This window comes from Rhizobium acidisoli (genome assembly GCF_002531755.2).
Classification (GTDB): domain Bacteria; phylum Pseudomonadota; class Alphaproteobacteria; order Rhizobiales; family Rhizobiaceae; genus Rhizobium; species Rhizobium acidisoli.
The window spans coordinates 256025-270265 of record NZ_CP034998.1 but is presented as its reverse complement, the minus strand read 5'-3'; the positions used below and the strand labels follow the sequence as shown (position 1 = coordinate 270265).

Sequence of the window (14241 nt, the reverse complement as noted above, 5' to 3'; positions counted from 1 at the left end):
TCCTCCTATCCTGATTTTGATTGCTCTTTCTTCCCGATGCCGCAGGCGGCGTGATAGTCCGCCAGACTCTTCGTCACTCTCCAGATCAGAACCTCATCCGGATCGAGCGGCACGTCTGCGAAATGCTGGGCGGCCGGCATATGCTGCCCAAACAATGGCAGCGGCACCGACTGCCCGCGAAGGGCCTCGCACAGGCGCCGGACGGCCTCTTGCGCTTCGGCCGAGGCCCAATAATAGCGGATGCGGTCAGACAGCGAATAATGCCGCAGCCAACGCATCTCGGCCTCCGTCCCGTGATAGTGACGGCGCCAATTGTCGGGCTGAGCGAGCATCACCGCTTCCATCGCCGCATAGAGCGGACGCTGGCCGTAATCGGCCAGGAGGTCGGACGCGATCGCATCCAGCGCGTAGAGCGCCTCGCGCAGGACGAAGGTCAGCTCGGGGCCGACTTTCAGTATCGGAAAACCGTCCTTTACCAGCGCGCTCAACGGCCCGGTGCCCTGATAATCCGTCGAGTGAGCCTCGAACACGAATTGCGGCTCCTCAGTCAGCACCGATTGCAGCGCCGCTATCTTGCTGTTGTCGTAGAAGATGACGTTGTGATTGCCGAACTCGACACCCGGCTGAACCACCAGCCCGATCGCCCGCCCAAACGCCTGCCCGAGGCCGGCCGCTGCAAAGATCCGGCGGTGGACGTCGATCGTCTTCAACGCCGCCGCGGCCGCCGTCGGTTCGATCGTCGTCAGGGCATGGTCGGCCCCGCCCGGCGGCGGCACTTCGGTGCCGATGACGTAAACCGGCATTGCGCCGCCGGTCTTCCTGGCCGAAGCCTCGGCGACCGCGGCAAGCCGGGCGGCGCGATGGGCGGTGGTTTCGTCGTCGAGCGCCGTCGGTTCGCCCTTGCAGCCCATCGAAGCATCGAGGTGAATCTTGCGGAACCCGGCCTCGACATAGGCGGCAACCATCGTCTCCGCCTCAGCCATGGCCTCTTCCGCCGGCCGGTCGCGCCAGGGATTGGGGCCGAGGTGGTCGCCGCCGAGAACGATCAGTTTTTCCGAGCACCCCTCCTCCGCCGCGATCTTCATGACGAGGGAGGCGAAATCGCTCGGCGTCATGCCGGTATAGCCGCCTCGGTGATTGACCTGGTTGCAGGTCGCTTCGATCAGCACAGTGCTTTTCTGTTGCCGCCCATGCCGCAGCGCGGCGCGCAGCACGATCGGATGGGCGGAGCATACGGAGGTGACGCCTGTCGGGTCGCCTTCGATCCTGAGCCTCGCCAGTTCGTCGAGATGCACCTGCATCACGGCCGCCTTTCCGTTGACGCGATAAATGCATCGAGTTCCCCGCGGGTGCCCGCACCTTCCATCGGACCCAGCACCGTGACGTTGCGGGCGCCGGCGGCCGAGGCATAGGTCAGAGCCTGCTGCGGAGACATTCCGAGCCGCCGGCAGGTGAGATAGGCACCGCCGAAGCAGTCGCCGGCGCCCGTAGGATCGACCTCCTGGACGACGAATGCGGGAGCGTCGATGCGGTCTCCGCCGCTTTCGAAGTAGGTCGCGCCGCCGGCGCCGCGCTTCAGCACGATCTCCTTGACGCCCATCTCGAACAAACGCTGGATCGCTTCCGCCTCGCCTTCGACACCTGCGGCGCGCTCAAGCTCCTCTCCGGAGGGCAGAAGCAGATCGGCGGCGGCGACAAGCTTGGCAAACCGGCGCTCGGTGTCCTCGTCCAGCTTCAACTCCTTGCGAAGGTTCGGATCGACCGACAGCGTTCCGCCGCGCGCCTTGACGATGTCGACCGCCTTGTCGATCACCGCACGAGCACTCGGAACCGACAGCGCCGAGCCCATCACGTGCAGATGCCCGGTCCGATCAATAAGATCGGCGACCCCTCGGGACCAGCCGAAGCGCGCCGCCGCGGACGTAGCGATGTTGTAGACGAAATCTCTGGAGCCGTCCTTCCGGTAGCGAACGAAAGCGCTTCCCGTCGGGTAATCCGGCTCGATCGAAATCGCCGAGATATCGACGCCGTCGCGTGCGAGGCGATCGGTATTGACCCGGCCGAAATCGTCATCGCCGACGGCGCCGACCATTGCCGCCTGACCGCCGAGGCGGCCGCATTGCGAAATGAAAATCGCCGGCGCGCCACTCGCAAACGGACCGACGAGCGGCTGGGCTTCGAGGAAGCCGTTTCCAACCGTCGTTGCGACGATCTCCACGAGGATCTCCCCGACGCAAACCGTGGGACCAAGTGCGTCCGGAGCCAGTGTTGAAGCCATATGCAGTCCTGCTTTCGATCCCTGTTGTCTCTTAACTCAGCGCCGATTGGACCGGCGCACTGTCCTCGCTGCCGAACTCCTCGTTCTCCAGCGACAGAAAGCGCCGGTGCAGCATGCATGCCGCCCCGAAGGCGGAATCGAACTCCGCATCATCGTCCACGACAATCTCCGGCGTGGGAAAAGCGATGTTCTGGCCTTCAGACATGTGGACCGCCACGCGGGCAGCCACCATCGGATAGAGCGGTGCCACAGAGCCCCCCAGCACGATCCTGTCCGGGTCGAGCAGACGACAGGCCTGCAGCAAGGCATATGCAAGATGGCGCGACCAGGTTTCGGCGATGTTGACCGCGGCGGGGACGCGATCGCGAACGCCACCAAGGAAATCCTGCAGATCGGCGTCCTCGCGTCCGACAGCCTCGCGATACTGGCCGATCAGCACCTCGCGACCGATCAGTTGTTCGAGCTTCTGGCCGCCGCTTCCCGGCACCAGGGTGTGGCCGATTTCTCCCGCCAGACCGTGGCCGCCGCGAAACAGCTTGCCATCGATCATGATGCCGCCGCCGACGCCCGTTTCCATCAGCAGAAACAGGGTCACCCCTGCGACGCCGTGACGATAGCTGTCGCCGATCGCAAACGCATTGGCATCGTTTTCGACCGCGATCGGCACGGCGGCCGGGAAGGCTGACCGGGCAATGTCCCTCAACGGCACGTCCCGCCAGCCGATGATCGGCGCCAGCGTGACAAATCCATCCGGGCGCACGTGGGACGGCGTCGATAGGCCCAAGCCTTTGCACCTGTCGATCATTCGCTTCGCCATTGCGCCGACAATCAGTTCGATACCCTGCGCCACGGCCTCCTCCACTGTCGAAGACGGTGTGTCGAAGGCGACTTTCCGACATGCCCGCACTTCGGCGGAGAGATCGACAACGACAGCCGATATATGTTCGACACCGATCTCGATCCCGACGAAGAAGGCAGCATCCGGAACCAGTTCGAGCATGATGCCGGGACGGCCGGCACGGGAATGCTCCAGACGCTGCTTGCCGCTCTCCTCCGACTCCTGAACGAATCCGCCCTCGGTCAGTTCGGCGACGATCTCTCCCGAGGAGGAGCGGTTCATGCCGAGCTTGCGGGCGAGATCGGCCCGGCTGAGGCTTCGGTGGACATAGATCGTCTGCAAGGCGGCGACGATATTGTTCTGCCGGATCCTGCGCGGCGAACTTCCGATGGAGACGGTGTCGTTCATGTGTCTATTCCCTTCAAGCCGCCCACCCTTACACGACTGGAACAGGCTGTCAGAAGGATAATCAGGGCCGCGCGTTTGTGGCGCGGCGACGCTTGGCCTCGTCATATTTCAGCTCGATGTAGCGCTTGGCGTGCGCCGCAAGCAAATCATTATCCTCCCAGGTATCGCGCCAGATCGCACAGGCGAGCGACAGGCCTTCGTCCACGACCGTCGTCGAGAAGCTCTCGAACACGATGTCTCTTTCGTAGCCGATGTCGAGCAGGGCGTCGAAGATCCGATCGAAGTCGATGACGCCGTCACCGAGATAGCCGCGATTGCTTTCGCCGATGTGGAAATAACCGATCTTGTCGCCGGCAAGACGGATCGCAGCGGCCGGATTGGCTTCCTCGATATTCATGTGGAACGTGTCGAGATGGAGACGAACATGCTGCGATCCGGTCTCGGAGATGAACTTGAGGCCCTGCGCCGTGGTATTCAGCAGGTTCGTCTCGAACCGGTTGACCACCTCCAGCACCAGGTCGACGTTCGCCTGCCTGGCGACCTCGCCGGTTGCAGTGATCGCGGCGACGCTGTTGTCCCAGCCCTTCTTCGTCGGCTGACGATTGTACTTGGTGTGGGCGGAATAGAGAATCCCGCCGAGCTTGTTGCCGCCGATATCGCGAACCGCACGAACGGCGTCGGCCAGCGTCTGCCTGCCGGCGGACACCGCAGCAGCGTCCTCGCTCGACACGTCCTTGTCGAGCGGCAGGCCCATGGTCACGCCGATCTCCACATCCAGGGACTGGGCGAGCTTTGCCAGCCGGTCGAGATTGAATTTCTCGGGTCGCAGATAGGCAAATTCGATGGTGCGATATCCGTGTTCGGCGGTCTTGTTGAGGGCCATCTCAAGGCCTTCCTGCGTTTGGCCGCCTGTCCATACAAATGAATGGATACCCAATCGACGCATAGGTTTTTCCTCCACGAAATGCCGGTGATTGCGCTCAGTGCTATGCCATTTAGTTTGGCAAGACAACAAATAATTTTCGACACTGCCATTTTGTTGCTGCGCAAAAATACCTTGCATTGCAGCATTTTATGCCTAACGCCATTACTTCATGGCGCTGCAGAAAATTTGTTCCTGCGAAAATCAATAACATAGGTGATCTATTTGCATGTTTAGACAACAAATATTGCACTGTCCGTTTTTTTGGCCTACACAAGCACCGGCGAATATTCTCGCTGCACTCTGGGAGGATTGGAAATGCACTATGCTTTGAAGGCTAGCGCGCTTGCGCTGACGCTCGGCTTCGCAACGACCGCTTCGCCGGCCTGGGCTGACTTCTGGTCCGACGCCGGCGCTAAATACAAGGGTGTGACACTGCACGGCGTCACCGAAAGTACCCCGCCATCGAACTACATCAAGAACGTGCTCGCTCCGGAATTCGAGAAGAAGACCGGCATCAAGGTCGAAATCGAGACGACCTCCTGGGATCAGATGTACGACAAGGCGATCAAGGACATGGAAGCCAAGACCGGCATCTATGACATGGTCTACATCGAGCAGGACATCATCTATTCCTATCTGGCCCGGAATTTCCTGGTCGACATCACCAAGACGCTGAAGGATCAGCCGGATCTGAAGGCGCCGACCTACGACGATGCGAATTTCACCAGCTTCGCCGACTACTTCAAGGATGCCAACGGCGACCTCTTCGGCACGCCGATGGAAGCGTTCCTGAAGACATATCTCTATCGCAAGGACCTCTTCGACGATCCGAAGATCAAGGAGGCCTTCAAGAAGGAAACCGGCAAGGACCTGAAGCCGGCGACCACCCACGAGGAATACACTGAGATCGCCGAATTCTTCACGAAGTACGGCAAGGACAACGGCATGGAGCTCTGGGGCACGACCGCTCAGGCCCATACGGGCCATCCGGCGTCGTGGTATGAATTCTTCGAGTCCATCGTGCCAACGTTCGGGGTCTATAATTGGGGCATCGACGCCAAGAACAATTATGCGGCCACCGTCGAACACGGCGGCACGATGAATGGCGACAAGGCGAAGGCCGCGTTGAAATATTGGCTGCACCTGCGCGACATCGCTCCACCGGAATCGACCCAGTCGACCTGGACGGAAACGGCAACGACATTTGCCGCCGGCCGTGTCGCCCAGGGGCTGATCTACGGTGAAAATGCCGCGTGGATTGCAAGCGATGAAGCGCAATCGAAGGTCGTCGGAAAGGTCGGGTTCGCGCTGCCGCCGCTCGAGCCGGGCGTGCTGGACGATGCGAAAGCCGGAAAGGGCTATATCGGTTACTACGACGGCGGCGCCTTCGGCGTGCCGATTACGTCGAAGAACAAGGAAGCGTCGCTGCTGTTCCTCGAATTCATCGGTCAGAACGAAGTGCAGCCCGACTGGGCCATCGCCGCGCCGCGCATCACCAACAAGGCGACCTTCGACGACCCGAAGGTGAAGGAGATGGATACCAAGCTCGGCGGCTTCTACACGATGCTGAAGGATGAGGGCAAACTCTTCGCCGGCGCTCCTCCCTACCCCTTCCATGCGCAGGTGCGGGAAGCGACCGCTCCGATCTTCTACGACATCCTGACCGGCAAAATCGCTCCCGATGAAGGCCTCGACCAGATGGCGGCCAAGGCCGAAGAGGAACTGACATCGCTCGGCTATCGCAAATAAACATCCTCCCCAATTGACGGGTCGTGTCCTACGACCCGTCATCTTTCGCTCCAGGATGGGCGGACGTCACATAACGTTCAATGGGGGATAGGCGATGCATTCGCAGAAGCTCGGGTGGCTGTTACTGTCACCGACCATCGTGATCCTTGGACTGTTCGGAATCTTTCCGTTCATCTACGTCCTCTGGGTCTCGTTCCATGCATGGAACCCGTTCGCGGCCAATCCGGGCATGGTCTTCAACTGGGCCGACAACTATCGGCGGCTCGTCTTCGACGCCCAATTCCTGGCATCGCTCGGCATAACCCTCACATTCGTCTTCTTCGCAGTCGTCTCGGAGCTGGTCCTCGGCTATGTCCTCGCCCAGGCGCTGCTGAAGGATTTTCCTGGAAAAGCGGTGTTTCGCACGATCCACACCCTGCCGCTGATCATGGCGCCGATCATCGTCGGCTCCGTCTGGAAGCTGATGACCACACCGTCGATCGGCATCATCCCCTATCTTCTCAGGAGTTGGTTCGGCTACGATCTGAACATCGGCCAGAGTGCCGTCGCGGCCTTCACCGTCACGGTGATCATGGACATCTGGCACTGGACGCCGCTCGTCACCCTTTCGCTGATCGCCGCACTGGTCTCGCTGCCGCCCGATCCGTTCGAGCAGGCGCAGATCGACGGCGCGGGCAAGAGCCAGATCTTCTGGCACATCACGCTCCCGCTGATCCGCCCGGCCCTCATCGCCACGGTGTTCATCAGGCTGATGGATGCGCTGCGCACCGTCGACGAGGTGCTGATGCTGACCGGCGGCGGCCCGGGTTCGTCGACACGCTATATCGGCGTCCACATCTTCAAGGAGGTCTTCCCGAAGACCAATTACGGCTATGGTTCGGCCATCTCCGTCATCGTCCTTTACCTCACCATCGTCGTCTGCTGGCTGCTCTATGTCGGCCTGATTGCGCCCCGCGTGAAGAGAGGTTGACGCGATGAAGACCCAGACCCCCTGGCTGCCCGTCGTGCTGTGGATCTTGATCAGCCTCGCGACGCTTTTCCCGATCTACTGGCTGTTCGTCATATCGGTGAAACAGCCCTTCGATCTGTTCTCGACGCCCGATGTCGTGCTCCGCAGCTTCTTCTGGAAGAACTACCAGGATGTGCTGACCAATCCGACCCTGCGCGGATACATGCTCAACTCGATGATCATATCGTCGGGCAACGCGCTGCTGGTCACGACGCTCGGCTTCTTTGCCTGCTACGCGCTGACCCGCTTCGACCTCGCGGGGAAGGAAAGCATCTTCTTCTGGACGATCACCAACCGCATGGCGCCTCCGGCGGTCTTCCTGCTGCCGCTTTTCCTGCTGCTGACGCAGGTTTACAAGATCGGCGACTTCTCGCTCGCCGATTCCCGGCTGGGCATGATCCTGGTTTACTGCTCCTTCAACCTTCCCTTCGCCATCTGGACGCTGCGCCCGACCGTCGAAGGAATTCCGAAGGAGTTGGACGAGGCAGCCTATATGGACGGCGCCAGCCCATGGACCGTCCTCTACGACATCGTCTTTCCCTTGGCGCGGCCCGGGCTCGCGGTAACGCTGATCCTGACCTGGGTGTTTGCGTGGAACGAGTACCTGCTCGCAGCGACCCTCACCAACTTCAATGCGCGAACTCTGACCACCGGCCTGTCCGAATATGTGACGACCACGGGCACGGCCTGGGGCATCATGGCCGCAATCTCGATGCTGACACTGGTTCCGGCGCTCATCGTCTTTTCGGTGGTGCAACGCCACATCGTGGCCGGCCTGACCTTCGGTGCGGTGAAAGGGTGAAGCCATGAGCTCTCAATCAGAAAACAACCAACGCAAGCCGGGATTTCTGCCGATCGAGACGAACTGGTTCGACCGGCTCTTCATCTCGGTGGTGATCTGGGTCGCGCTCTCGCTGTTCTGGATGCGGTTCATCGAGCCGTTCGGGCCCTCGGTATGGGTCGCCGCGGCAATCTCGGCGGTGCTCGGCGCCTATATCGTCTGGAAGGGATGAGCCGATGACTTCCGTCAACACACCAGCCGTGCTGCTTTAGGGAGGAACGACATTGGCAAACGTACAGGTTAGCGACGTCACCAAGAGGTATGGCGCGCTTCAGGTCATGCACGGCGTCAGCGTCAACATCGAAGACGGCGAATTCGTCGTGCTGGTCGGCCCCTCCGGATGCGGCAAGTCCACCCTGCTGCGGATGATCGCCGGTCTCGAGACCGTCAGCGGCGGCGACATCCGGATCGGCGGCCGTGTCGTCACCAACGCTCCACCGAAGGAGCGCGACATCGCGATGGTGTTCCAAAGCTACGCGCTCTATCCCCACAAGACGGTGGCGGAGAACATGGGCTTTCCGCTGAAGATGGCCAAGCGCCCCAAGGCGGAGATCGACGAGAAGGTCGGCAGGGCCGCCGAGATCCTCGACCTGACGCGTTATCTCGACCGCTACCCGAAGCAACTGTCGGGCGGTCAGCGTCAACGCGTGGCGATGGGCCGCGCCATCGTCCGCAATCCGCAGGTCTTCCTGTTCGACGAACCGCTGTCCAATCTCGACGCCAAACTTCGCGTCACCATGCGCGTCGAAATCAAGGAGCTTCACCAGCGGCTGAAAACCACCACCGTCTACGTCACGCACGATCAGATCGAGGCCATGACGATGGCCAACAAGATCGTGGTGATGCGCGACGGCAGGGTCGAGCAGATCGGCAAGCCTCTCGATCTTTACGACTTCCCGGTCAACCTCTTCGTCGCCGGCTTCATCGGCAGCCCGTCGATGAACTTCCTTCAGGGCCGTGTCGCGACCCGCGACGGCCGGAAGGTCGTCGTCACCGAACAGGGTGTCGCCCTGCCCCTGGACAAGACCAATGCGGATGACGGACGGGCGGTGACCTATGGCATAAGACCGGAGCATATCACGATCGGCGACGATGGCGTTCCCGTCGAGGTATCGGTGTTCGAGCCGACGGGTTCGGAGACATTGATCTTCGGCCGTACGCAAGGTGTGCCGATCGACGCCTTGATCCGCGAGCGTATCGAGGTCGATCCCGGACGGACGGTGTATTTCCACATCGATCCCCGGCGTGCACATATCTTCGATCGGGAAACCGGCCAGAGACTGTAAGGAGACGACCATGGACTTCAATGGAAAGACGGTCATCGTTACCGGAGCGGGAAAAGGCATCGGCCGCGAAATTGCCCGGATGCTCGTCGAGCGGGGTGCTGATGTCGTTGCCCTCACCCGCAGTGCCGCCGACGTCGACGCGCTGCGAGAGGAACCCGGCTGCCGCGCCATCCAAGTCGATCTCGCCGACGCTGATGCGACCAGGGCGGCGGCGATTGCGGCCCTGCCGGCGGATTTCCTGATCAACTGCGCCGGCACGACCGAACTCCAGCCGTTCCTGGAGACGACGGTCGAAGCATTCGACCGGCTTGTCGCGGTCAACACACGGGCTCCGATGATCGTGGCGCAGGAATACGCCTGTTTGCTGATCAAGGAGGGCCGCAAAGGCGCCATCGTCAACGTCTCGTCGGTCGCATCGTTTGTCGGCATCCCCGACCACGCCGCCTATTGTGCGTCGAAGGGTGGGCTGGATGGCTTGACGCGTGTCATGGCGAAGGAACTCGCGCCGCACGGCATCCGCGCGAACGGCGTACACCCAACGGTGACGCTGACGCCGATGGCGGTAAAGGCATGGAGCGATCCCGGGAAGGCGGCCGGAATGATGCAGCGCATCCCCGTCGGCCGCTTCGCCGAACCGAGCGACGTCGCCGAAGTCGTGCTCTTCCTGCTGTCGGATGAGGCGGCGATGGTGAACGGGATATCGATGCCGGTGGACGGCGGCTACATGATTGCCTGAGATCGACAGCTGCGCGAAGATCTACTGCACCAATCGCCGCAACTGTTCCTGATCGACAAAGTGATCCGTCACCCCGGCCTCTTTATCCGGGTGACTGAAAACGAGACCCTCGGCATCCTCAAGCTCGAGCGCTTGCTCCGTATTCATGATCCCGAGCGGCTGGCGCTCATATTCGGACTCGAGCGCCGCCTCGACGATTGCCTTTTTCTTGCGCATGTCCATGTCCTCCGTTCGCTAAAGTAACGGCCGGCTGGACTCGCTGTTCCCATGAGGGATTCACGATATAAAACCAGCTGAAACGAACATCCGAGCTGCGCGGCCGACAGAGCAACCGTTTGATCCGGATTGTCCCCGTTCTGTCCAAATTGCGCAGGCAAAATCGGCGGCGCTTCAGCAAAGCATTCTTTGTTAACTTGTAGACTGCACTGAATGGCTCCAGTCCAGCGAGCAAAGTCTCGATGCGCTGAATGAGTTTCGCCGCCGCTGCCGAACTCTTAAAGTCATGAATGACTCATGGCGCTTTCCCACGATGCCCTTAAATGCACGACGTCTTGATGCTGCTCTCGAGGGGCAGCCGAACAGGCTTGCTTCCAACGACTGAGGTAAATGCATGATCTCGAACAGCCTGCCGGTTATTGGCATGCGATCGGTCGACGCAATCGGGTTGTCGATCATGCAGGCCGGATCGTCGAAATGAGCGGCACCGGCATGAGCGCGTTGCTGAGGATCGCCTTCAGACAAACGGTGAAGCGGAAAACACGCCATACTCTGGCGGCGCGGGCGTTGAGGCTTGCGGCACTGCGCATCGCGCTGGTCTGCGCCTGTGCGGGCGGTGTGTCCTATTTCATCAACCATTCCGCGCTTGAGCAGTCGGTGCGCTCGCAGCTCTCGTTGTCGACGGAACAGGCTTTGCAGCGCGAATCTCTGCCATTTCGCGAAGTGAAGGACCTCGAAAAGAATTTCCTTGCCGAATTCGACAGGATCTACGCGATACCGGAAGCCCGGCAGTCATTGGCGCGGAATTTCGACGATATTTTCTATCGCCATGAGGATGGATCCTACACCCAGCGCCCGGGATTATTTGAAGGCGAGCCTTTGCCCGATGGACGCAGATTTCCCGGCATGTCGGCGACCTATGCGCCTGACGTGACGCCGGATGCGGACGTGAAGACACGGTTTGCGCTGTCGTACCTGCTCTCTTACCAATTCGGTTCCGCCGCCAAGGGCCGCCTCTTCAATTTCTACGGCGTGGTTCCGGAAAAAGGCTTCCCGATCTATCAGGCTGCCGACATCGCCAAGGTTTTCAAATATGAAGGCCCGGATGCGCTGAAGCTCGAGACTTTCGAATTTTTTTCCCGCGGCTTCGGCGGGCCTCAAAACGAGACCTTCTTCACCCGCATCTATTGGGATCCCTCCAACAATGCCTGGATGACGACGATTGCGACGGCCGATGCGCCTGATGCTTCGGGCAAACATCGCATCATGGCTTGCGTCGACGTGCTGCTCGACGATCTGATGAAACGAACCGCAAATCCGACGCTGCCGGGCGCACGCGCGACGATCTTTGCAGCCGATAATCAGGGAACTCTGATCTTCGACGGTAAATACACCGATGCGATCACGGCCAGCGCCGGCGAAGCCTCGATTTCCTCCCTTGAAATCGCCGACTACCAGCCATTGCTGAAGGCGAGCCAGGCGATCGGAGCGGGTTCAGTATCGCTCATCGAGAGCACCAGCGAAATTACCGCCGTCGGCCGGATCCCGGATACGCCCTGGGTGCTTGCCGTCCACTATCCGAAATCCCTGATGCGACCCGCCATCCTCACCAATCTCGGGATCGTCGTCGCGGTCGGGCTGCTCACTTTGTTCGTCGAACTCTTCATCCTCCGCTCGATCCTGCAAAAGCAGGTCGCCGAACCGCTGGTGAGATTGATCCACGCCACGCAGCTGGTCGGTCGTTCCGGCGTTACTGTTGCCAATGACGCCCTGCCCACGCATTCCGACGACGAGATCGGCGAGCTTGCCCGCGATTTTGCGTCGATGGCCGCGCGCGTTCACACAGCCCATGAAGCGCTTGAGGGAAAGATACGGGATCGAACGTCCGAGCTGGAGCGGCTCAATCAGAAGCTCCTGACGATCAGCCAGACGGACGAGATGACGGGCGTCGCCAACCGGCGCCGCTTCGACGAGGTTCTCGCAAGCGAGCTCGCCGGGCTTGGACAAGGGCAGGACCTGTTGATGCTTGCCATGGTGGATGCCGATTGGTTCAAAGGCTATAACGACCGATACGGCCATCCGGCGGGAGACGCCTGTCTCAAGGAAATCGCCAGGGTGCTGGAACGCAATACACGCAGCAAACAGGACGTTGTTGCCCGCTATGGCGGAGAGGAATTCGCCATCATTGCGCGGATCGCCTCAGCCAGCAATGCGCCCGTCATCGGACAGGCCCTATGTTCGGCAATGGCGACCGTCAAGCTGGCGCATGAGGGATCGCCTTTCGGGCACGTGACGCTCAGCGTCGGCATCGCTCTGGCGGCCCCGGATCAGAATATCTCTCCGGAAGCGCTCTTGCTCGAAGCCGATCGCGCGCTCTATCGCGCCAAGCAGGCAGGGCGAAATCAAGCCGTCGTTGCCGAGCCTTCTGCTGACATGCAGATCCAGCAGATAGGCGCTTAAAAATTCTAAAGCCCGGGCTCGGCAATGCCCGTTTTGCAGAGGCACGGCTGTATCCGACGCCCCGAACAGTTCGAGTAAGGGAGCATTCTTCGGCGCCCATGGCGGGGTCAAGCCGCACTCGGAAATCCAGCTAAAACGTTGAGACAGTTCCCGGCACCGGCGACACCGCCTAACTCGGCGAGGCGTCAGGCCCGCTGGCGGCTCTTTGGATCAAGCGGGCAACCACTTCAGTCCGGTTCTGCGCCTGCAGCTTTCGCATGATGTGTTGCAGATGCATCTTCACCGTATGCCCCGACAAATTGAGTTTTCCTGCAATGACCTTATTTGAGCAGCCGGATTGCAACTCTGCGAGGACATCCGCTTCGCGGGGCGTGAACTCGGCGAGCGCCAAGTATTGCGTCCGCTCATCCAAGCTTTTTTCGGCCTCGTTTCTGGCCGGACTATGCTCGTTTGAGCCGTTTGAGCCGTTTGTAGCTGCCCCCAAAAGCTGTGGGAAAAATGTTCCTCCTGCCAGGACAAGGCGAAGGCCGGCAAGAGCAATGTCGATGGGAAGGGACGTCGAGAAAAAGCCGCGTATGCCGATCTTGAGCGCCTGACGGGCAATGATGGCGTCATCCGTACTTGAGAGCAACGTGATAGGAACTTCGGGAAAACGTGCGGTAATCGCGGCGAGATCATCCCGCAGGCTGGCGCTCTCGACACCTCGGCCGGCCAGATCCAATGCGATCAAACGCACCTCGGCTCCAAGCGCCCGATCGAGACTCTCGGTCGAACTCAAATCGATCAAGTTCCACCCGGCGAGTTCCCGCTCAAGTAGCTTCACCACGGTCGTGCGCGCCAGTGTAGAATGCTCAATAATGATCACAGTTGGTGCATTGCGCCGGCGCTTTGTTCCAGCACTGTCGGACACCTGCGTGCTCCCCAGATTGTGTGCAACCCAACAGTCATTCATACTATTCCTGTTCTTGCGACATGTCATGAGAAAAAGCGAGTGTATTGCCGATATTAATAGTCTGATCTCTCAGGATAATTATTATAGCCTATAAGATTTCTACGAGAGATAACTAGCTTATGCGAGCAAATTTACGCGCTTGTTCATCATGAGCTGACGACTCGACTTTCCACCAAAGACTTTCCGAAATTCGCCGAATTTACGTACGGCAAGCGGGTCAACAAAGCTTCCAAAGGAATTGAAAAGGCAATCGATCTGCTTCAGACCTTTTCTGTAAAACTCTATCTTACATAACAAGCCACCGATCGGATCGGCTTTATTTCCCTGTCTCAATTCAAAACAGTTGCAGATCCCAGTAGCAAAAGGACAAACGCCAAAAGCAACAAAAGCCTGAGATCGGCGACTACCCTTTTTGATTACTGGAAACCGCGCTCAAATGACGCATTAATACCAGCCGCAGCGTTTTTCACTCAGGCAGCATCACGCAGGCGCCGACTGATGCGGATAAGCTCATTGGGGAATGGTCGGTATCTCCGTCGAAAC

General features: G+C 60.0%; 13 protein-coding genes. 7 read left to right on the top strand and 6 right to left on the bottom strand.

All coding sequences use genetic code 11. The annotated features are described in order from the left end of the window. Positions 1-5: 5 nt before the first annotated feature. The 4 genes from CO657_RS01375 to CO657_RS01360 all read right to left on the bottom strand — a co-directional run bounded on the left by CO657_RS01375 (position 6) and on the right by CO657_RS01360 (position 4470). On the bottom strand, positions 6-1301 hold the full coding sequence (locus CO657_RS01375; protein WP_054183756.1) for a D-tagatose-bisphosphate aldolase, class II, non-catalytic subunit: 1296 nt from the start codon (positions 1299-1301) through the stop codon (positions 6-8). Beyond that, positions 1301-2278 carry a tagatose kinase gene (locus CO657_RS01370; RefSeq protein WP_054183757.1) on the bottom strand — a complete coding sequence of 326 codons (978 nt, stop codon included), beginning with the start codon at positions 2276-2278 and terminating at the stop codon, positions 1301-1303. Before CO657_RS01370 ends, CO657_RS01375 begins: the two co-directional genes overlap by 1 nt. A gap of 31 nt (positions 2279-2309) precedes the next feature. Then, a complete protein-coding gene (locus CO657_RS01365; RefSeq protein WP_054183758.1) occupies positions 2310-3524 on the bottom strand; it encodes an ROK family transcriptional regulator in 1215 nt (404 codons plus the stop codon). A gap of 61 nt (positions 3525-3585) precedes the next feature. Next, on the bottom strand, positions 3586-4470 hold the full coding sequence (locus tag CO657_RS01360; RefSeq protein ID WP_054183759.1) for a sugar phosphate isomerase/epimerase family protein: 885 nt from the start codon (positions 4468-4470) through the stop codon (positions 3586-3588). A gap of 294 nt (positions 4471-4764) precedes the next feature. On the opposite strand from CO657_RS01360, the gene CO657_RS01355 reads away from it, so the two are divergent. The 6 genes from CO657_RS01355 (at position 4765) to CO657_RS01330 (ending at position 10070) form a co-directional block, all read left to right on the top strand. Next, the gene (locus CO657_RS01355) at positions 4765-6198 is read left to right on the top strand and encodes an extracellular solute-binding protein (RefSeq protein ID WP_054183760.1); all 1434 of its coding nucleotides are present in this window, start codon (positions 4765-4767) and stop codon (positions 6196-6198) included. Between the two features lie 94 nt (positions 6199-6292). After that, positions 6293-7168 (top strand): carbohydrate ABC transporter permease, encoded by an 876-nt coding sequence (locus tag CO657_RS01350; RefSeq protein ID WP_054183761.1) that lies wholly within the window; start codon positions 6293-6295, stop codon positions 7166-7168. 4 nt (positions 7169-7172) lie between these two features. Further along, positions 7173-8009: a carbohydrate ABC transporter permease gene (locus CO657_RS01345; protein ID WP_003588653.1), complete on the top strand. Its 837-nt coding sequence runs from the start codon at positions 7173-7175 to the stop codon at positions 8007-8009. Positions 8010-8013: 4 nt separating this feature from the next. After that, complete coding sequence (locus CO657_RS01340; RefSeq protein ID WP_003588655.1) at positions 8014-8220, top strand: DUF2160 family membrane protein; 207 nt, start codon at positions 8014-8016, stop codon at positions 8218-8220. A 52-nt stretch (positions 8221-8272) separates the two neighbouring features. Continuing rightward, positions 8273-9334, top strand: a complete 1062-nt coding sequence (locus tag CO657_RS01335) for an ABC transporter ATP-binding protein (protein ID WP_054183762.1) — start codon at positions 8273-8275, stop codon at positions 9332-9334. A 10-nt stretch (positions 9335-9344) separates the two neighbouring features. After that, the gene (locus CO657_RS01330) at positions 9345-10070 is read left to right on the top strand and encodes an SDR family oxidoreductase (RefSeq protein WP_054183763.1); all 726 of its coding nucleotides are present in this window, start codon (positions 9345-9347) and stop codon (positions 10068-10070) included. A gap of 21 nt (positions 10071-10091) precedes the next feature. On the opposite strand, the gene CO657_RS01325 is transcribed toward CO657_RS01330, so the two are convergent. Next, the gene (locus CO657_RS01325) at positions 10092-10292 is read right to left on the bottom strand and encodes a hypothetical protein (protein WP_172643254.1); all 201 of its coding nucleotides are present in this window, start codon (positions 10290-10292) and stop codon (positions 10092-10094) included. A 384-nt stretch (positions 10293-10676) separates the two neighbouring features. On the opposite strand from CO657_RS01325, the gene CO657_RS01320 reads away from it, so the two are divergent. Beyond that, a complete protein-coding gene (locus CO657_RS01320; RefSeq protein WP_245292983.1) occupies positions 10677-12746 on the top strand; it encodes a diguanylate cyclase in 2070 nt (689 codons plus the stop codon). A gap of 169 nt (positions 12747-12915) precedes the next feature. On the opposite strand, the gene CO657_RS01315 is transcribed toward CO657_RS01320, so the two are convergent. Next, positions 12916-13698 (bottom strand): helix-turn-helix transcriptional regulator, encoded by a 783-nt coding sequence (locus CO657_RS01315; protein ID WP_003588663.1) that lies wholly within the window; start codon positions 13696-13698, stop codon positions 12916-12918. Positions 13699-14241: the final 543 nt, after the last annotated feature.